The 20,154-nt window shown below is 65.5% G+C and carries 11 protein-coding genes; 3 read left to right on the forward strand and 8 right to left on the reverse strand.

Annotation, left to right across the window (positions count from 1 at the left end):
• The first annotated feature begins 116 nt into the window (after nt 1-116).
• Nucleotides 117-995, forward strand: coding sequence for a serine hydrolase (locus tag ACP7DE_RS15795; RefSeq protein ID WP_426073144.1), 879 nt, complete (start codon nt 117-119; stop codon nt 993-995).
• On the opposite strand, the gene ACP7DE_RS15800 is transcribed toward ACP7DE_RS15795, so the two are convergent.
• Complete coding sequence (locus ACP7DE_RS15800) at nt 996-1,928, reverse strand: DMT family transporter (protein ID WP_426072979.1); 933 nt, start codon at nt 1,926-1,928, stop codon at nt 996-998.
• Nucleotides 1,929-2,048: 120 nt separating this feature from the next.
• On the opposite strand from ACP7DE_RS15800, the gene ACP7DE_RS15805 reads away from it, so the two are divergent.
• Entirely contained in the window at nt 2,049-2,948 is a 900-nt protein-coding gene (locus ACP7DE_RS15805; protein ID WP_426072980.1) for a LysR family transcriptional regulator, read from the forward strand.
• Nucleotides 2,949-2,952: 4 nt separating this feature from the next.
• On the opposite strand, the gene ACP7DE_RS15810 is transcribed toward ACP7DE_RS15805, so the two are convergent.
• The 6 genes from ACP7DE_RS15810 to ACP7DE_RS15835 form a co-directional block, all read right to left on the reverse strand.
• Complete coding sequence (locus ACP7DE_RS15810; RefSeq protein ID WP_426072981.1) at nt 2,953-4,878, reverse strand: methyl-accepting chemotaxis protein; 1,926 nt, start codon at nt 4,876-4,878, stop codon at nt 2,953-2,955.
• A gap of 172 nt (nt 4,879-5,050) precedes the next feature.
• A complete protein-coding gene (gene recD, locus ACP7DE_RS15815; RefSeq protein WP_426072982.1) occupies nt 5,051-7,009 on the reverse strand; it encodes an exodeoxyribonuclease V subunit alpha in 1,959 nt (652 codons plus the stop codon).
• On the reverse strand, nt 6,999-10,670 hold the full coding sequence (recB, locus tag ACP7DE_RS15820; protein WP_426072983.1) for an exodeoxyribonuclease V subunit beta: 3,672 nt from the start codon (nt 10,668-10,670) through the stop codon (nt 6,999-7,001). Before recB ends, recD begins: the two co-directional genes overlap by 11 nt.
• Nucleotides 10,667-14,116 carry an exodeoxyribonuclease V subunit gamma gene (gene recC / locus ACP7DE_RS15825; protein ID WP_426072984.1) on the reverse strand — a complete coding sequence of 1,150 codons (3,450 nt, stop codon included), beginning with the start codon at nt 14,114-14,116 and terminating at the stop codon, nt 10,667-10,669. The genes recB and recC overlap by 4 nt, the downstream gene beginning before the upstream one ends.
• Before the next feature lie 85 nt (nt 14,117-14,201).
• Nucleotides 14,202-17,240, reverse strand: a complete 3,039-nt coding sequence (locus ACP7DE_RS15830; protein WP_426072985.1) for a CHASE domain-containing protein — start codon at nt 17,238-17,240, stop codon at nt 14,202-14,204.
• Between the two features lie 140 nt (nt 17,241-17,380).
• Nucleotides 17,381-18,271: a LysR substrate-binding domain-containing protein gene (locus ACP7DE_RS15835; protein WP_426072986.1), complete on the reverse strand. Its 891-nt coding sequence runs from the start codon at nt 18,269-18,271 to the stop codon at nt 17,381-17,383.
• Between the two features lie 106 nt (nt 18,272-18,377).
• Between ACP7DE_RS15835 and ACP7DE_RS15840 the strand changes: the two genes are divergently transcribed.
• A complete protein-coding gene (locus ACP7DE_RS15840; protein ID WP_426072987.1) occupies nt 18,378-19,379 on the forward strand; it encodes a cyclase family protein in 1,002 nt (333 codons plus the stop codon).
• A 2-nt stretch (nt 19,380-19,381) separates the two neighbouring features.
• Here the strand turns inward: ACP7DE_RS15840 and cobA are convergent, their stop codons facing one another.
• Entirely contained in the window at nt 19,382-20,152 is a 771-nt protein-coding gene (cobA, locus tag ACP7DE_RS15845; protein WP_426072988.1) for a uroporphyrinogen-III C-methyltransferase, read from the reverse strand.
• Nucleotides 20,153-20,154: the final 2 nt, after the last annotated feature.

Raw genomic sequence — 20,154 nt, forward strand, 5'->3', positions numbered from 1 at the left:
TAAGCTTGGCAAATATTGCCTCCGGGATACACGCCGCGTCCCCACGCGACCGGCTTCCGGATTTGCGCGCAGCGCCCATGATGGCGCCCCAAAACTGCTTTCCCATCTACGATCCCATGCTCAAAAAAATGTTCGCCGCGGTGCTGATGACGCTTTCGACAGCGGCCATCGCCGTGCCTTTCGGTTCCCAGTCTATCCTGGTGGTCGAAGATGGCACAGGCAAAGTCTTGCTTGAAAAAAATTCCAACGTGGTGGTGCCCATCGCCTCGCTGACCAAACTCATGACCGCCATGGTCGTGCTCGACTCCAAGGCCAACATGCAGGAAGAGATCAGCATCGACCGCGAGGATGTCGACACATTGAAACACAGCACCTCGCGCGTGCCCGTGGGCGCCACCCTGAGCCGCCACGACGTGCTGCAACTGGCGCTGATGTCGTCCGACAACCGCGCCGCCGCCTCGCTGGCGCGCACCTTCCCCGGCGGCCCCACCGCGTTTGCCGTGGCCGTCAATGCCAAGATCAAGGCCCTGGGCATGCGCCAGACCATGATCGAAGAGCCGACGGGCTTGTCACCGAATAACCAGTCGACGGCAGCGGATCTCGTCAAGATGGCCGTGGCCGCCTCGCGCTACCCGGAAATCAGCCGCATCACCACCGATTCGAAGGACGTGATCCAGATCAAGGGCCGTGACGTGGAATACCACAACACAAACCGCCTGGTGGGCGCCAAGGGCTGGGACATCGGCCTGTCGAAAACGGGCTACACAAATGAAGCGGGCCGCTGCCTGATCATGCGCATCAAGTCGGCCGGCAAGTTCGCCACCATGATCTTGCTCAATGCGCGCGCCAATTCAGTGCGCGCCATGGACGCCGTCAACATCCGCCGCATGCTGGCGGCCGAGAACGGCATCGAAGAGCCGAAAGTGATGCGCGCTTCCGTCAGCCGGCATAAAAAAGCGCCGGCCAAGCCGAGCAAGCGCCGCCGCGCACAATAATTATTTCGCTTGCCGGTTGGTCATCACCACGCCGGCTATCGTCACCGCGCCGCCCACCAGCATCGAGGCAAGCACCGGCTCGCCCAGCAGCGCCGCCGCCAGCATGATGCCGAACACGGGTACGAGGTTGTTGAACACGGCCGTGCGCGACGGGCCCAGTGCTTTCACGCCTTCGTAATACCAGACAAAGCCGATCACCGTGCCGAACACGCCCAGGTAGCCGATGGCGGCCCACACTTGCCAGCCGAAACTGTGCCACGGCACGGTGGGAAATTCCACCACCGCCCCCACCAGCAGGAAAGCCAGGCCCCACATAGCCGCATACGTGGTGGCGGCAATCGGGCTCAAGCCCTTTAGCGCGACCCGGCCGATCAGGGTGTAGGCAGCCCAGCTGGAAATGCCGCAAAACATGAACACTTCGCCCATGCCAATGCCGCCACCCGTGCCGTGCAGCACGCCAGCGAGATCGCCGCGCGTGATGACGATGGCCGTGCCGCAAAACGCCAGCATGATGCCCAGCCACTTGAAGGAACCGAGGCGTTCGCGGAACAGCATGGCCGAGGCGAGCGCCGTGACGATGGGGTTCAAGGCCACGAACAGGGCCGTACGCCCCGCCGGCATGCGCGACAGGGCTGCCAGGAAGCACAGGTTATACAAAAAGATGCCCGTCAAGCCCAGCGCCGCCGTCGTCATCAATTGCTTGCGGTCCAGGCGCGGCAAGCCTCCTTCCAGTTTCCAGGCCAGCACGACCAGCAGCAGCACGGCCACGCCAAAGCGTCCGCTGGCAGCCGTCATGGGCGGCATCTGCTGCGCCAGCACGCGCCCTGCGATAAAGGTGCCGCCCCAGAACAGGGCGACGAAAATCAGTTTGAGGTAGACGAGCGGCGATTGCACGGAAGGCAAGGCGGCTGAAGGTAGGGCGGAAGTGTGCATGGAAAGTCCTATGATGTCGCACGTGCAGCGGACGCTGCACGTGCGGTATACTTATATATTAATACTAATATCAACTCATGAAATAATGAGCAAATACTCATAACTCAAAGAAACCACACCATGACCTTCACGCAACTGGAAATCTTTACCCTGGTGGCCGAACTGCACGGCTTTTCCGCCGCCGCCGCGCAGCTGGGCATCAGCCAGTCGGCCGTCTCGCATGCGTTAAAAGCGCTGGAAAAGGAAATGGGCGTGGACCTCATCGTGCGCCACCAAGCGTCGGCCGAGCTGACGGACGTGGGCCGCCAGTTGCTCGTGCGTGCGCGCGAAATCCTCGGTCTGTCGGAAGCCATGCGCCAGGAAGCGGCCGACGTGCTGGGCCAGCGCCAGGGCAGCTTGCGCATAGGCTCGTTCGGTCCCACCTCGTCGTTGAATCTGCTGCCGGCCATCACGGCGCAGTTCCGCCTGCGCTATCCGGGCATAGCTCTGCGCATCGACGAAGGCGCCGACCACGAAGTGGTGCAATGGATACGCGAGCGCAGGGTCGACGTGGGCTTTGTCGTGCTGCCCGACGAGCGCTTCGACACGGCGCCGCTGGTGGAAGACCAGATGATGGCGCTGGTGCCGCGCAGCCATGCGCTATCCAGCGAAACGGCCATCACCCTGGCGCAGCTGTGCGAAGGGCCGTTCATCATGTCCGAGGCGGGCTGCGCCTGCCTGATCGAGCCGCTGTTCGCCAACGCAGGGCTGCAACCGCACGTGCCCTACCGCATCAGCCAGGTGATCACCATCCTCGACATGGTCAGCCGTGGCGACGGCCTGTCCATCGTGGCCGAACTGGCCCTGCCGCAGCGCCTGCGCGAGCAATACCCGGACTTGCTGGCCCTGCCCTTGAATCCGCCCGTCAGCCGCAAGGTGGGCCTGGCCGTGCGCGACCGGCGCCAGAACACACCGGCCACCAACGCTTTTTTTGAGGTGGCCAGACAGATGGCGCCGACCCTGGCACCCCGCCGCGCATGAAAGTTTAAAACGTCTCCCACTCCTCGCTGCGCTCCTGCTTGGCGGCGGGCGTTGTCGCGGGACGGCTGGCGATGCGCGGCGCGATGGATGCGTGCACCGCGGGCCTGGCCGGCTGCTGCACGGCGACCCGCCCTTCATCTAGCTTGAACACGCCCACCACCTGCGACAGGGTGCTGGCCTGGTCTTGCAGGCTTTCGGCGGCCGCCGCCGCCTCTTCCACCAGGGCCGCATTCTGCTGCGTCACCTGGTCCATCTGCGCGATGGCCTGGTTCACCTGCTCGATGCCCGCGCTTTGTTCGACGCTGGCGGCCGTGATCTCGCCCATGATGTCGGTGACGCGGCGCACGCTGTCGACGATTTCCTGCATCGTCGCGCCGGCCTCGTCGACCAGGCGCGCGCCGGAATCGACCTTGCCCACCGAATCATCGATCAGCAGCTTGATTTCCTTCGCTGCGCCAGCGGATCTTTGAGCCAGATTACGGACTTCCGTCGCCACCACGGCAAAGCCGCGTCCCTGTTCGCCCGCGCGCGCCGCTTCCACGGCCGCATTCAAGGCCAGGATATTCGTCTGGAAGGCAATGCCGTCGATGACGCTGATGATGTCGACGATTTTCTTCGACGAGTCATTGATCGACGCCATGGTATCGACCACTTGCGCCACCACTTGGCGGCCCTTGCTGGCCACGCCGGACGCCGATTGCGCCATCTGGTTGGCCTGGCGCGCATTGTCCGCATTCTGTTTCACGGTACTGGTCAGCTCTTCCATCGAGGCGGCCGTCTCTTCCAGCGAGCTGGCTTGTTGTTCCGTGCGCGACGACAGGTCCTGATTGCCGGCGGCGATTTCCGACGACGCTACCTTGACCGATACACTGGCCGTGCGGATTTTCACGAGAACGGCGGCGATCTTGTCGATGAAGCGGTTGAAGGCGCCGGCGATCTGCGCCAGTTCATCCACGCCGGATGCGTCGAGGCGGCGCGTCACATCGCCCTCGCCCGAGGCGATGTCGTCGAGCGCGTCGCGCACCAGTTCCAAACGCTTGAGCATTTTGAAGACCAGCAGCGACAACAACACCGCCGCCGCGCCGGCCAACAGCACGGCCGTGACGGTCGCCGTCGTCAGCATCGTCTGCAAGGCTTGCATGGCTTCCTGCTGGTCCAGCACCACGGCCAGCAGCCAGTCGGTGCCCGCCACGCGCGCGACGTACAGCATGCCGTCGCGCGCATTCAGGCGCACGGCCTCGCTCGTGCGCGTGCTTTCCAGCCGGTTGACCTGCGCGGCCGACAGCGCCGCATCGATTTTGGCCAGCGGCTGCAGGCTCAGGTCTTTGTTGGCATGGGCGATGATGGTGCCACTCTGGTCGACCAGGAAGGCAAAGCTGTGCGGCGTCGGCTTGATCGCCACCACGTTGGCGATCACCGTGTCGAGCAGCACGTCCGCGCCCGCCACGCCCAGCAGCGCCTCTTTCGGGCCGACAGGCGCCGTAAACGACACCACCAGCTTGTGGCTGGCCGCATCCACATACGGCGGCGTGAGCATCGGCACGCCGGCCTTGACGGTGTCCGTGTACCAGGCGCGCGCGGTGGGATCGAAATCGGCCGGGCGCCCCGGATGGGTAAATACGGAGCGCTTGTCCGCGTAGCCGATGAAGACCTCCGCAAAATCACCGGCCTTTTCCGCGATCTGGAAGGCACGCAGCGGATCGGGCGTCTCGGCTGACATCACGACGGATGCCATGACCTTTTTCTTGCCATCGACCCATTGCGCCAGCACGGCCGACTGGCTGTGCAGCAGTTGCTGCATCTGCTGATCGGCCGACGCCAGCATGCTGCTGCGCGTGGTGATGTAATTGGCGACCGACAAGGCCAGCATGGACAGCACGACGATGGCCACGCAAATGAGCACCAGCCGCGTGCGAAGGGAAGACAACATGATGGACTCCTCGTTTCAATTTTAATGGCGTGAAATAGTGGCAAAAAACAGTGCTTCTGCACCACTTTCTCTACGAAAGCATTTTCACACAAAAATCGGAACAATTTCAATCAATATTCGGAATTCAGCACATATATTTCCATATGGAAACCTATCAAACCCAGTCCAGCCATCAGCCGATCAGCCCCCTCAAGCCGCTGGCCCGCTGCGTGCGGCGCAGAATCGCGTCGAACAGCACTGCTTGCGTGGGCGAGACGAGGGTAAAAAAGTCGCGCGCGCGCGTGATGCCCGTGTAGACCAGTTCACGCGCCAGCATGGCGCCGCCTTCCTGCGGCAGCACCAGCACCGTGTGGCGAAACTCCGAGCCCTGCGATTTATGTACCGTCATGGCGAACGCCGTTTCCACGTGGCGCAAGCGCGTGGCCAACACGCTGCGCACGTTCTCGCCTTCCAGAAAATACACGCGCAGGGAGCCGGGCCGCGCAGGGTCGCGCAAGGTCAGGCCGATGTCGCCATTGAACACGCCCGTGCCATAGTCGTTGCGCGTGACCATCACGGGACGTCCCACATACCATTCGCTGCGGCGTATCAGCCCTTCTTTTTCCAGCCGCAGTTCGATGGCCGTGTTCAAGCCCGCCACGCCCCACTCGCCTTCGCGCACGGCGCACAGGATGCGGAACGACTCGAACGCGTGCAGCACGGCGCGCACCCAATCGTCATGCTGCGCGTAGCCTTCGCCGCCGGCATTCACCAGCGCCAGGTAAGGCTGATAACCACCCGGCGCATCCGGACGTCCACGCAAGGCCAGGCGCAGCACGTCCTCCTGCTGCGCCGGCACGCTCCACGCCAGCTGGCCGCCGCTATCGCTGGCGAAACAAGCCTTGGCCAGATCGGGCCTGCCGCCATTCACGGCCAGCGCCAGCTCGCCGATCGGGCCGCCGAAGCGGTGGCTGTGGCGCAACATCACCGTCTGCTGCGCCAGCGCGCCAGCCGACCCTGCGAAGGCGGCTGGAATGGCCACGCCGCTGGCCGCCTGCGCATACGCGATGGTGTCGTCCGTGTAGCCGCCCGCCTGCGCATCGTGGCACAAGTCGCCCAGCACCGCGCCCGCCTCCACCGACGCCAGTTGGTCTTTGTCGCCTAGCAGGATCAAAATGGCCGTCGGCGGCAAGGCATCGAGCACCGACGCCATCATTTCCAGGTGCACCATCGACGCTTCATCGATGATCAGCACGTCGACGTCGAGCGGGTTGCCCGCGTGGTGGGCAAAGGCGCGCGTATCGGGCCGCGCGCCCAGCAAGCTGTGCAGGGTGCGCGCCGCCCCCATGCGCCGCGCCAGTTCCAGCAGAGGCAAGGCATCGCCTGCCTTCGCCGCCAGCCCCTCCAAGGCCTTGTCGATCGATTGTTTCAGGCGCGCGGCCGCCTTGCCTGTCGGTGCGGCCAGCGCGATGCGCAGCTGCTCCGGCTGCGGCGAAACGGCAAACAGCAAGGTCAAAAGGCTCGCCACCGTGTACGTCTTGCCCGTCCCCGGCCCGCCTGTGATGATGGCCACCTTGCCGCGCAGGGCGATGGCGCATGCCACCTTTTGCCAGTCCGGCCCACCATCCTGCGTGGGCTGGTCGAACAGGATATCGAGCCATTGCCGCACCTGCGCCAGCGGCGGATTAGTCAGACCCTGCGCGCGCACGGCGATTTTTTCGCCCACCAGGCTTTCGTCGCGCCAGTAGCGGCGCAAATACAGACGGTCGCCATCGAGCACCAGCGGCTGGCGCACATCGGGCGCACCCACTTGCCACACCTGCGGCGCGCCGGCCAGCAACGCGCACCAGCCATCGGCGCTGTCCGGCAACGGGCCGGAAACGGCCAGCACGGCATGCCACAGTTCCTCGCTCCAACCCAGCAGCTGCGACGGTTCGCTGGCCAGATCAAACAGCATCAAACAGCTGTGGCCCCGCCCTTCCAGTTCGGACAGCACCACGCACGCCACGGCCACGGCAGCCGCATTCGGCGCCTCCTCGTCCAGGCTGGCGATGAAGCGGGCAAAGGCGGCGCTCAGGCGGCGCAGATGGCCGTCTTCAGCGACGCTGTCGAAGTGCGTGAATAAGGCGTCGAGCATCGCATCATGCTGCATGGTGTTCCGTTTCTTCTAACAGTTGATCGAGGCCATCCAGCAATTCCAGTTGCGGCGCCAGCCAGTAGCAGCCATGCGTGTCCGCATTCGCGATACCGCGCAGGAACAGGAAGATGGCGCCGCCCAGGTGTTCGGCCGGGTCATACGCATCACCGAGGCGGCTTTTCAGCAGCCGGTGCAAGGCCAGCATGTAGATGGCGCCCTGGATATCGTAGCGGTGCTGCGCCATGCCGGCCGCCAGCGCCTGCGTGTGGTAGGCGGCGTCGTTGGCGCCCAGCGCATTCGACTTGTAGTCGAGCACCCAGTAGCGGCCATCCTGTTCGATGACCAGGTCGGCGAAGCCTTTCAACATGCCGTGCAGCTGGCGCCGCGGCAGCACGGGGCGCGGCGCGCCATCGAGCAGCAAACGCGTGCACAGCTGATCGAGCGCGCCGGTGGACAAATGCTCGCTGGGGAACCAGAACTCCATCTCGGACAGGGTGCTATCGAGCTGCGACAGCGACGCATCGAGCAGCGGCAACGGCGTAAGGGCGATTTCCCTGAGCCAGGCGATGGCGTCCTCCTGGCGATGGCCCCAGCCCGCCCGTTCGCAGCGCGCCGCCAGACGGGTATGGAAATTGTCGTCGTGGACGCTGTCAAAACCTTCGCTGCCCATCCACTCGAGCTGCTCGTGCAGGAAATTGCCGGGCACGGAGCCACGCGGGAAGCGGTGCCAGGGCGCGTCGCCCATCTGCATCGGCGAGGTCACGGCTACAGCCGTGCCATCTTCCAGCAGGGTTTCCTCCAGCGCCCGTTGCGGCACGTGCGCGGCAGCCACGGCGCCGATCTGGCGCGTCAGCGAGGTAAAGCTGCCCACCGACCAGTCGCGCTCGAATTCGCCCAGGAACACAGGCGCGGGCCGCAAGGCGGGGCGCCGCTCGACCCGGTCGAGCACCGTGCAGGCGTCGGGCTGCGCCAAAGAGCCCACGTAGATGGCGTCGCAGCTGCCCGCCACCTGCTGCCAGCGCAGCAGCAGCTGCTCGGACGGCAGCTTGTCGCCGCCCGTCAGCAAGTAGCCGAGCGCCGATTCGTGCAAGGTATTCTCGCCCGCCTTGCGCGCCGCCTGAGCGGCCACGCCCAGCCACAAAAAGTGGCGCGCGCGCGTCAGGGCCACGTACAGCAGGCGCAAATCTTCCTCGATGCGCGCTTCTTCGACCGCCGCCATGGCCTCGTCGGACAGGGACAGGTCGAGGCGGCGTTCGCCATCCTCGCCCGCATACTCGAAGAAGCTGCGGTTGCGTTTATCCACCTTGCGCGCCGTGACGGCAAACGGCAGATACACGAGCGGGTATTCGAGGCCCTTGGATTTGTGCACGGTGATGACCTTCACCAGTTCCGCATCGCTTTCCAGGCGCAGCACGCGCTCGTCGCCGCCATCGCTTTCGCCGGCGATCTGCTCGGCCAGCCAGCGTATCAGCGCCTGCTCGCCGTCTAGCTGCCGGCTGGCCGATTGCAGCAATTCGGCCAGGTGCAGCAGATTCGTCAAACGCCGCTCGCCGCCCGTCTGCTGCAGCAGCATGGCCGGCAACTGCAGTTCGTGGATGAAGCGGCGCAGCATGGCCAGCACGCCCTGGCGCTGCCAGATCAGGTGCAGGGCCTTCAATTGCTCGACCCGGCGTTCCCATTCCAGTTCATCGCTCGACAGGCGCGCCAGCTCGCCCAGCGACAAGCCGATGGTGCGCGTGGCAAATGCGGCGCGCGCCAGTCCCCCGTCGAGGGGATTGGCCAGCGCCGCCAGCCAGCGCAACACATCTTGCGCTTCCTCGCTGTCAACGACGGAATCCTTGTCGGACAGGTAGACGCTGGCGACCCGGCGGCGCGCCAGCGCGCGGCGGATGGCTGCAGCCTCCTTGCGGTCGCGCACGAGGATGGCGATATCGGCCGGCTGCAGCCGCACAAAGCCGTCGGGACCAGCGAAGCCGGCTTGCGCATCGCCCAGCATGGCGACGATGTGCTCCGCGCAATGCTGCGCGAAATACTCGCGGTAGCTGTCGCCGCGCAGTCCTTCATCGCTGGCGCAGGCGGCCAGCAGCGCCGGCAGCGGGCCGCCTGCATTCACCAGGTGCTCGTCGCGGCCCTTGGCGTCGACAGCCTCGAACGGCAGCGGATTTTCACCATCCTTGCGGTAGCGGAAGGCACCAAACGGCACCTCGGCGCGCTCGGCGTGCAGGAACAGCTGGTTGACGGCCGCCACCAGCGGCGCCGTCGAGCGGTAGTTGGTGCCCAGCTGGTAGTGGCGTCCTGCCGTGGCGCGCCGCGCCGCCAGGTAGCTCTGGATGTCGGCGCCGCGAAAGCCGTAGATCGACTGTTTCGGGTCGCCGATCAGGAACAGACCCAGCGCCGGCTCGTTGTCGGCAATGCGGTACAGCAGGTTGAAGATCTGGTACTGGGCGGGCGCCGTATCCTGGAATTCATCGACCATCGCCAGCGGGTATTGATCGATGATGCGCTGGCGCAGGGCCGCGCCGTTTTCGCCGGCCAGCGCATCGTGCAGGCGCTGCAGCATGTCGGCAAAGCCGAACTGGCGCGACTGGCGCTTCAATTGATCCATGCGCCGCGCAATGGCCGCCGCCGCATGCAGGTGCAGCTTGTGCGCCAGCGGCGTCAGGGCAGCCAGGGCAATCCCCAGCGCTTCCGTATGTTCGAAGCACTCGGGCACCTGGGCCGTGAAACTCTTGGCAAACGCATCTTCGATGCCGAACGGCGTCAAGCGCTCCCACGCCTTGGCTGTGATGGCCGGCTGCAGCAAGAGCGGATCTTGCGCCCACTTGCGCAAGCCGTCGAACCACTTTGCCAGGTTCTCCGGCTTCATCTTGACACCGTTAAAACACTTGGGATTGGCGGCGCGGTGATCGTTGATCCAGGCGGCCATCCGATCCACACGCTCGACCCAGCCCGCCTTCAGGGTGGCCAGCTGCGCGGCCAGCGCCCGCTGTTCGCGCGCGATCAGCGCGGACAACGGTTCCTCGTCCGCCATGCCCTTGATGTCCGCGCGGCGCGCCAGCTCGCGCGCGCCTTTCTTCAGCGCGTCAACGTCGGGCCAGCACGCCAGCAACACGTCTAGCGCCTGCGGCGGCAAGGGATACACTTGCTGGCGCCAGTAATCGTGGGCCGCATCCTCGAACAGCGCTTGCTCGTCGCTGACCAGTTCTTCGTCGAACAGGCTGCCGCTGTCGAACGCGTGCTCGCGCAGCATGCGCTGGCACCAGGCGTCGATGGTAAAGATGGCCGCTTCATCCATCGTCTCGGCGGCCAGCATCAGCCGGTGCGCGGCCTTTTGCCGCTCGCTCTCGTCCGGATAGGACTCCAGCAAGGCGTCGAGAAACGGATCGCTGCCGCCGGATTCAATGCGCAACTCATTGCGAAAATAAGTGGCCGCCTCGATCAGCCGCTCGCGCACGCGGTTCGACAGTTCGCGCGTGGCGGCGCGGGTAAACGTCATCACCAGGATGTCGGCAGGCAGCAGCGGACGCGCGAAACGGCTGTCGTCGTCGCCATGCCCCAGCACGAGCCGCACATACAGCGCGGCGATGGTCCAGGTCTTGCCCGTGCCGGCCGAGGCTTCGATCAGGCGCGAGCCGTGCAGCGGGAATGCCAGGGGGTTGAGCAGATGGCTCGTCATTGTTCTTCTCCCGCGCCGTCTGCGGACGCGCTAATCGGGTCAATCGTGATCGGGTCGATCGTGATGTGTTGTTGCAGCCAGTCGGCCAGCGGGCCATACAGCTCGCGCGTGCAGTCTTCCCACGCTTCTTCGGCGGCCAGCGCGGAAAACTCGGGCCACAGGCGCGCCAGGCACAGTTCTGCGCGCTCGCCCGCGATGTCAAAGCCGCCGTCATACACCGCGCGCGGGTCGCCCTGCTGCACCAGCGCCAGCCCCGTCTTGCACGCCGTGGGCAGCGGATGGTTCATGCCTTCGCGCCACAGCGCCAGCAAGGTGGCCAGCGCTGCGCGCGACGTGGCCGGGTCGAGCGGCGCCATGCTGACGATGGCGTCGCGCGCCACCAGGTAGCCGGTGACGGGAAAGCCGAGGGCGGCGGCGGCCAGTTGGCGCAGCCACATCAGCATCAGCTTGTCGCCGCGCGCCAGGCCGCCCTTGTCCGTCACTTTCGAGGAAATCTGCATCAGCCAGGCCGTGTCCTGCCCATTGCTGCACAATTTGTCGAGCCAGTCGTCGATCTGCAGCTCGCCGAAAGGCAAGTTGATGGCGCGCTTGTCGGCCGCCAGCGGGAACGAGGCGCGCAGCGATAGCCACGCGCTGCGCACGGGCACCAGCGCCTCGACCAATTGCGCCTGTACTTGCTGGCCGATCAGGCCGATGGGCAGCACGCCTACACGCGCCAGCTTCTCTGCGCGCGCTTCCAGGCTGGCGCGCACGTCACCCGCCGCTTCCACCGCACCACCGTCGTCGAGCATGGTGTCTTCCAGCAGATAGCGCTCGAGCGCATTCAGGCCGAACGGCTCTTCATCCTCGCCCAGCATGGCTGCATCGGCGAAATAGACGCTCAGGCGGCGACGGAAAAAATATTTGACGGGCTGGCGCAGGAAGCTGGCCAACTCGCCCAGTTTCAAACGGGTGCCGGGATCGAGCTCGTAAGGACCCAGCGGCAGCACGGCGGCCTGCGCCTCCGCATCGGCCGCATCGGCATCGGTATGGACCACGCGCCATTCGCGCGCATACGTGAGCAAGCCATCGGCCTCGAAATAGCGGCGGCTGAACGGCTGCAGCGCGTGCTCGGTGGTGAGCGATGCCAGGTGCCGGTCCAGCGACCAGCCGGCGGCCAGGTAATCGCGCAGCTGCGACACCAGCACGGACGGCGGCTGCTCGGAATTGTCGCGCACATTGCGCCCTACCCAGCTCACGTACAGTTTGTCGCGCGCAGCCAGCAAGGCTTCCAGCATCAGGTAGCGGTCATCGTCGCGGCGCGAGCGGTCGCCCGGGCGCGCCATGCCGGGCAGCGCCAGCAAGTCGAAATCGGCCTTCTGCGCGCGGCGCGGAAAATCGCCATCGTTCATGCCCAGCAGGCACACCACGCGGAACGGCACGGCGCGCATCGGCATCAGGGTACAGAAGGTCACGCCGCCGGAGACAAATTGATGGTTCAGGGTCGGCTCGTCCAAGGCGCCCAGCCACGCAACGCGCAAGACGGACAACGGCACCTGCTCGACAAAGCCCGCATGCTCGCAGGTTTCCAGCCAGCCCTGCAAGGCGCCTTCCAGCTGCGCCAGGGTCAGGCGGTCGCCCTCGTCGTCGGCATCAAAAAAAGCCGCCAGCAGCGCGCGCGCCTGCACGCCCCATTCGGCTGGCGTGCAGGCGCCGGCCAGCACGCTGCGCCAATGCAGCAGCGCCTCGACCAGCTGCGCCAGCGAACCCGCCAACGCCGCATCGAGGCCGCCCACTTCCGCATACGGTTCGATGCCGCCAAAGCTGGCGCCACTGCCGCTGGCATAGCCGAGCAACATGCGCCGCACGCCGAATATCCACGCATTCTGTTCCCCGGCCGCACCCAGCCCCAGGCCGGCGCGATGCGCCTGGTCCAGGCCCCAGCGCACGCCGGCTCCTTCGATCCAGGCGCCCAGGGTGACCAGGTCGTCCGCCTGCAGGCCGAAGCGGGCCGCCAGCGCGGGCACATCGAGCAGGTCGCGCACCTCGCTCTGGCGGCAGCGCTGCTGCGGCAGTTGCAGCAGCCACTCAAGCGCGACGAGCAGCGGATTGACGCTGCGGTCCTTCACGTCACCGATCTCGAACGGGATGAAACGCTCGTCATTGCGCCGGTACTGGCCAAAGACGGCGTGGATGGCAGCCGTAAAGGTGTCGATATCGGGCACCATCACCACCACGTCGCGCGGACGCAAGCCCGTCACGGCGCTGTGCGCGAACATGGCCAGCAGCTGGTCGTGCAGCACTTCCACTTCGCGCTGCACGCTGTGCGCCACATGAAATTCGATCGAGCGGTCGCCCGCCTCGGGCGGCGTTTGCTCGTGCTCGGCCAGCGGACGCAGTTCGCGGATGGCCACCTGCACCTGCTGCAGAAGAGTCTCGCCCGTTTCCTCGCCAAACAGGTCGATGCGCAGGCTGTCGTCGCGTCCTTCGGCTTGCGCGTGTTCATCGAATTCGTCGAGCATGCGGATGAAATCGCGTCCTTGCCTGCCCCAGCTGGCCAGCAGCGGGTGGCTGTGCGCATGCAGCGCTTCGAGCGGAATCTGCGCCAGGTCGCGGCCATTGCGCTGCCGCTGGCGCTTGTTTTCGGCGCGTAGCAAATCGCGCCCGTCGATAATGTCGCCCCAGTAGAACTGGCACGGGTTGGGCACGGCCAGCACCACCTGCGTGTGGCGCGCCAGTGCGGCCAGCGCTTGCAAGGTTTGATACGGCAGGGCCGATACGCCAAACAGCACCACCCGGCGCGGCAGCTTGCCGGCAGGCGGTTCGCCGGCGGCGATCGCCGCCAGGAAGGCATCGTGAATGTCGGCGCGTCCCGTGTCGCGCTCGAAGGCGTCGACGTCCAGGCCCACGGCACGCCACAACTGCGCCTGCCAGCGCTGGTCTTCTTTCAATACGATGGCCTCGCCGCGCGCCGTGCGCAACTGGTCGCGCCCGGCAGCCCAGTCGGCCAGCCAGTCGGCGCGGTAGACCTGGTATTGGTCAAACAGGTCGGCCAGGCGCTCGGCCAGCTGCAGCCGGCGTTCGCTATCGCCATCGGCAAGGAAGTAGCGCAGCGGCGCAAAGACGGGGTCGGCCAGCAGGGAGGGCAACAGACGCATCAGGCGCCACGTCAGCGGAGATTTATCGAACGGCGACACGCGGGGGACGCGCTCGCGCCCCAGCATGCCCCGGTAGCTTTCCCACAGCAGGCGCGCCGGCAGGGCGATGCGCGTGGCGGCGCAGACTCCCATCTCCTCGGCCAGGGCGATCTTCAGCCATTCGGCCACGCCGTTCGACTGCACCAGGAAGATATCCGTTTCCAGGGGCGCCAGCGGATGCTGGCGCAGCCACTGGAAGACGGCGGCGCGCAGCTGTTCCAGCTGGTTGCCATGCAAGATGAGGAGGCCGGGCGTGACGGGAGTATGCATGCTGATCCGATGGGTTGCCGCATTCCTTGCCGTGTGGCAGGGGATGCAATACACGTATAAACGCGTATTATCGCCGCTGCCTGCGTCAGGGGGCGTCGCTGGCGACAAATTCCAGTGAAATTTGTTCTGCCACCTGCGCCAGCGCCGGCTCCAGCGCCGCCAGCAAGGCGCGCGCCTGCTGCAGCTCGCCGCCCAGGCGCAAGCCTTCGATCGACATGCACAGGGTGGCGAAAGCATGGGCGCCCACGGCCAGCGCCGACGATTTGCTGCGGTGCCCCAGGTCGGCCAGGCGCCCCAGGTCTTCCAGCGCCATGGCTTGCTCCATTTCGGCGATGCCGTCGCGCGCCGTATCGAGAAACAGCTGGGTATATTTGCGCATCTTCACGGCGTCATTGCCGAACGTAAGCGCCAGGGTGGCCAGGTCGAGGATGGCCGTGTCGCGCAATTCCAGCAAGGCGGCCGATGGCGGCACTTTCGGCACTGCCGCCAGCCTGTCGCCCGCCTGCGCACGGCCGATGCTGCCGATGCCACCGCGCAGACGGAACCATTTCGCCAGCAGGTGAAACAGCAGATTCGGGGCAATCGGCTTGGTCACGAATTCATCCATGCCCGCCGCCAGGCAGCGGGCACGGTCTTCGCTGCCCGCATTGGCCGTCATGGCGATCACCAGCAGGCCGTTGAGCTTTGGGTCGGCGCGGATGCGGCGCGTCGCTTCGAAGCCGTCCATCTCCGGCATCTGCACGTCCATCAGCACGCAGTCGTAGCGCTGGTGGGCCAGCAATTCCAGCGCTTCGCGGCCATTGCAGGCGACGCAGACGGTGGCGCCGGCATCCTCCAGCAATTCACAGCCCACCTGCTGGCTGAAGACGTTATCTTCCACCAGCAGGATGGATGCGCCGCGGATCACCCCCAATACTTCGGGCTCCACTTCGGCGATAAGCTCGTCGCCCGCTTGCACGCTTTTCTCCAGGCGCGCCGTGAACCAGAAGGTGCTGCCCTGGCCCGGCTGGCTGTACACGCCCACCTTGCCGTCCATGAGTTCAACCAGCTGCTTGCTGATCACCAGCCCCAGGCCGCTGCCGCCATACTTGCGCGTGGTCGAAGGGTCGGCCTGATGGAAGGAGCGGAACAGTTGCGCCACCTCTTCCTGCTTCATGCCGATGCCCCGGTCCTGCACCTCGAAGCGCAGCATGGCGTGACTGCCACGCTCCTCTGACTGGCGCACGCGCACGAAGATGCTGCCATTGTCGGAAAATTTGATGGCGTTGCTGGTCAGGTTCAGCAAGACCTGCTCCAGGCGCAGCGGATCGCCGCGCCAGCGCTGCGGCAGCTCGGCCGCGATATCGAACTGCAGCGCCAATCCCTTGACGGCGGCCGCATCACCGAGCTGGCTGGCGATATTCGCCAGCAGGGTGTCGAGACGGAAGTCCAGTACTTCCAATTCCAGCTTGCCCGCCTCGATCTTGGAAAAATCGAGGATGTCGTTGATCAGGCCCAGCAAATGCTGGCCCGAATGGAAGATTTTTCGCAGATAATCGCGCTGGCGCGCATCGGCCACCGATTTCAGCGCCAGGTGCGCCATGCCAATGATGCTGTTCATCGGCGTGCGAATTTCATGGCTCATGTTCGACAGGAAGTCGCTCTTGGCCTGACTGGCCGCGTCGGCCTGCTCCTTCAGGCGATGCAGTTCCGTCACGTCGGTGGACAGGCCGATCAGACCCGTGACGGGACCAGGCAAGCCCAGCGGCACCTTCACGCTCCACAGGTGATGCACCTGGCCCTGCGCATCAACGAAGCGCTCTTCGCCGACAAACTTGGTGCCGCTGTCGAAGACCTGGCGTTCGGTCAGCTGCGCGGCGGCAGCCGCATCGCCGAGCATCAACTCGCCATCCTGGCGGCCGATCAACTGCTCCGCCGAGCGACCCAGTATCTTCGCCGTGCGCGCATTCACGTAGCGGTAGCGCAGGTCGGCATCCTTCATGTAGACGTAGGCATCGACGCTGTCGAGCACCGTATCGAGCAGGGTACGCTGCGCCACCGCGTTGCGGCGCGAACGGTACAGGGTAAAGATATAGCCATAAATGAGCAAGGTGCCGGCCACGCCGACGGCCAGCGACAGCCACGGAAAATAGCGGTCAAAGCTGCTGTACAGCTCCACCTTGCGCACGCGGAAATGGGCTTTCCACAGGCCGCCCTGGTAGGCCACCGGCAGCACCTGGTCGAAATAAGCGGCATCGCTGCCCGGTTGCGGCGGCGGTGTCGCCAGGTCGCCGTCATCGTTGAACAGCAGGCGGTCCTGCGGCGTGATGCGCCATGCGCCATCGGCAGGACGAGGTTCGGCGGCGCTGTACAGGGTCAGGTGCAGCGGCTCCAGGGCGCTGCGTTCTAGCGCGCTGTGCACCAGTTGCGCCACGCCAAAGCCAATGCCCACGGACCCCTGGTAGGCGGCGCGGCGCTCGGCCACGCTGCCTTGCGGCATGCCATTGCGGTACACGGGCAAGCGCATGCCCAGGCCCACGTGCGCGGGCGGTCCCTTGATCATGATCACCTGGCCCGACGCGCTCACTTCGCCGGTGTCGCGCGCCTGCTCCAGGGCCTGCGCCACCAGCGGGTTGGCACCGATATCGACGCCCATGCGTTCAGACAGCAGGGAATCGGGCTCCAGGTAAGTGAGCACGGTGTATTCCGGCCGCTCGCCGGGCGGGCGGATGGTGAATGCGGGATAGCCGCCCGGCGCCAGGCTGGTGTCACGGCGTACATCGGCGACATAGGCCGCGCGCTGCGCCTGCGTCAGCGCCACCGCATAGTTGACCGATTCGATGGCGGGGAACTGGCGCACGATATCGAGACCGGCCACGTAATCGTGGAACTGGCGGCGCGTCAGCTTTTCGCTGGTGCGAAACAGCGCTTCAAGGCCACGCAGCAAGTCGGAATAGCTTTTTACGCGCGTGGCCAGGCTATGCTGGGCACCATGCGTGAGATTATCGAAACGCTGTTCGGCGTCGTCATTGACCGTGCGCGCCGCGCCCGCATACAGGGCGCCGCCCACCGCCAATGCCAGCAGCAGGCCACCCGCCCAGATCCTGATGCCCGCTACCGTCCCGCCCTTGCTCAAAGTGTGCATTGTCAATCGCTTATTCCGGTTCCTCGAATGTGCGGCACAGGCCACCCGACAGGTACGAGGATACTATCAAAGCCCCTGCCCGACGCGCTTGTGGAAGAAAAAAAGCGCGCATGATGGTTGCACTGGAAAACACCCAATCCCTATGCCGCCTGCAGCGCCCCCGCCAGGAAGTCGCAAAAGGCACGCACCTTTTCCTGCACGTGGCGCCCATCGGGCATCAATGCATACACGCCGCGCCTGGCCATGCCATGCGATGGCAGCACGCGCACCAAGGCGCCGCTGGCCAGCAGAGGCATGGCGACGAAGGATGGCAGCGCACCCACGCCGATGCCCGCCACCAGCATATCGGCCAGCAGCAGGCTGCTGTCGGCGGAAAAGCGCACGGGCAGGACGATGCTGCTCGCGCCTTCCGGGCCGGCCAGCTGCCAAATGCCTGGACTGTCGGCCAGACGGTAGGCCAGGCAATCGTGGCCGTGCAAATCCTGGGCCTGCCGGGGCGTGCCGCGCCGCGCCAGATAGGCGGGCGCCGCGCAGATCATCTGCTCGACATCGCCCAGGCGGCGCGCCACCAGGGTCGAATCGGCCAGCGCGGCGCGGATGCGCAGCGACACGTCATAGCCCTCGCCCACCACGTCGCGCAGACGGTCGTCCAGGGTCATCTCGATGCTGACTTCCGGATAGAGGGCCATGAAGGCCGGCAACAGGGGCGACAACACTTTCAAGCCAAACGACAGCGGTGCATTCACGCGCAGCCGCCCCGCCACCTTGCCGGCACAGCAGCGCGTGGCCAGTTCCAGCGCGTCGATCTCGTCGAGCAGACGGCAGCATTCAAGATAGTAGGCGCGGCCGCCATCCGACAAACTCATGCGCCGCGTCGTGCGCACCAGCAGCACCGTCGCCAGATGCGCTTCCAGCTGGCGCACCTGCTTGCTGATGGCCGCCGCCGACTGGTTCAGATCTTGCGCCGCCTTGCTGAAGCTGTCGCGCTCAACCACCTTGCGAAACACGCGCATGTGCGCCAGGACATCCATGATTCTTTCCATTTGGTTGAATATCTTATTATTTTATCGCTGATTATCATTGAATTGGAAAACAATATGATGGCGGCTTCATTCTTCACTACACAAGGAATCCCTCATGTTCAACGTCCCTATCCCATTGAAATCGCTGCCGCTGCTGCTGGCCCTGCTGGCTGGCACAGCGCAGGCGGCCCCGGCCACCGTCGCCCTGCCTGAAGTGGGCATCAGCCCCTGGGGGCCGAAAGACGAAATCGGCCGCCTGAACCTGATGACGCCGGCCTCGCGCGCGGCCATCCTAGCGCGCATCGACGGCGGCAAGAGCTATGACCTGGCCGTCGATTTCTATATCGGCATGCCCAGCTGGCAGGCGGCAGGCGATCCGCCCTACCAGATGTGGATGACGCACACGCCGAAGGGCAACGTCGTGGCCGACTCCATGAACGTAGGCGAAACGATGAACCGCCACGTCAGTTACACGGGGTCGGCCGTGTCCATGTATGCGCACATGGGCACGCATATCGACGCGCTCAACCACTTTGGCTTGAACGGCAAGATCTGGAACGGATTTACGGAAGAACACTACCTGGGCGACCGTGGCTGGACGGTGACGGGCGCGGAAAAGCTGCCGCCCATCGTGGCGCGCGGCGTGCTGATCGACGTGGCCGTGGCTAAGGGACTTTCACAGCTGCCCGACAATTACCGGGTCACGCGGCAGGACTTGCGCGCGGCGCTGGCGCAACAAAAAATCACGCTGGAAAAGGGCGACGTGGTGCTGATACGCACGGGCCGCATGCAACACTATGAGCAGGCGCAAGCCTACATGGCCAATCCCCCCGGCCTGTCGCTCGATGCGGCAAAATTCCTCGTGGAAGATGGCGGCGCCATGGTGGTAGGCGCGGACAACCTCAGTTTCGAGGCGTTCCCCTCCGAAGTGGTCGGCAACTACCTGCCCGTGCACACCTATTTGCTGGCGCAGCAGGGCACGCCCATCCTGGAACTGGTCGACCTGGAAGCCTTGTCGCGCGACAAGGTGTACCAGTTTGCCTTCATCGGCGCCTCGTTGAAATTCCGTGGCGGCGACGCGGCGCCCATCCGTCCCGTGGCGCTGCCGATACACTGAAGTCAGACGGCAGCGGCCAGCAAGGTGCCGGCGCCATGGTCGTCCCAGGCATCGGCGCAGCGCACCACGTCACCCACGACGATGATGCTGGGACTGCCCAGGCCGCTGGTCAGCAAGTCGTGCGGCAAGGCGTGCAAGGTACTCAGCAACTGGCGCTGCGTTGCCAGGCTGGCCGATTGCACCACGGCCACTGGCGTGCCGGGCGCCATGCCGCCGGCCAGCAAGCCCGCCTGGATGGCCGCCACCCGGGCCACGCCCATGTAGATGACCAGGGTCAGGCCGCTTCGCGCCAATGCCGCCCAGTTCGGCTCCGAGGCGCTATCCTTGCCATGGCCCGTGACGAAGATCGCGCCCTGGCTCCAGCCGCGGTGCGTCAGCGGCACGCCGATGGACGATGGTGCGGCCAGGCCGCTGCTGATGCCGGGGATCACCTCGACGGCCACGCCGTGGCTGCGCAGGTAGGCGCGCTCTTCGCCGCCGCGTCCGAACAGGCAGGGGTCGCCCCCTTTCAGACGCACCACATGCAGGCCGGCGCGCGCTTCGGCCAGCATCAGGCGCTCGATGAAGGCTTGCGGCGTGGAAGCGCAGCCGCCCCGTTTGCCCACCTCGACCACGCGCACGCCAGGCGCCGCATGCGCGAGGATGGCCGGGTTGACGAGGTCATCGATCAGCACCACGTCGGCCCGCGCGATGGCTTTTGCTGCCTTGATGGTCAGCAAGTCCGGATCGCCGGGACCGGCGCCGACCAGCGTGACGCGTCCTTGTTGTGCCATGA

The sequence above is a fragment of the Janthinobacterium sp. DSP2-3-3 genome, assembly GCF_049897325.1.
Lineage (GTDB): Bacteria > Pseudomonadota > Gammaproteobacteria > Burkholderiales > Burkholderiaceae_D > Janthinobacterium.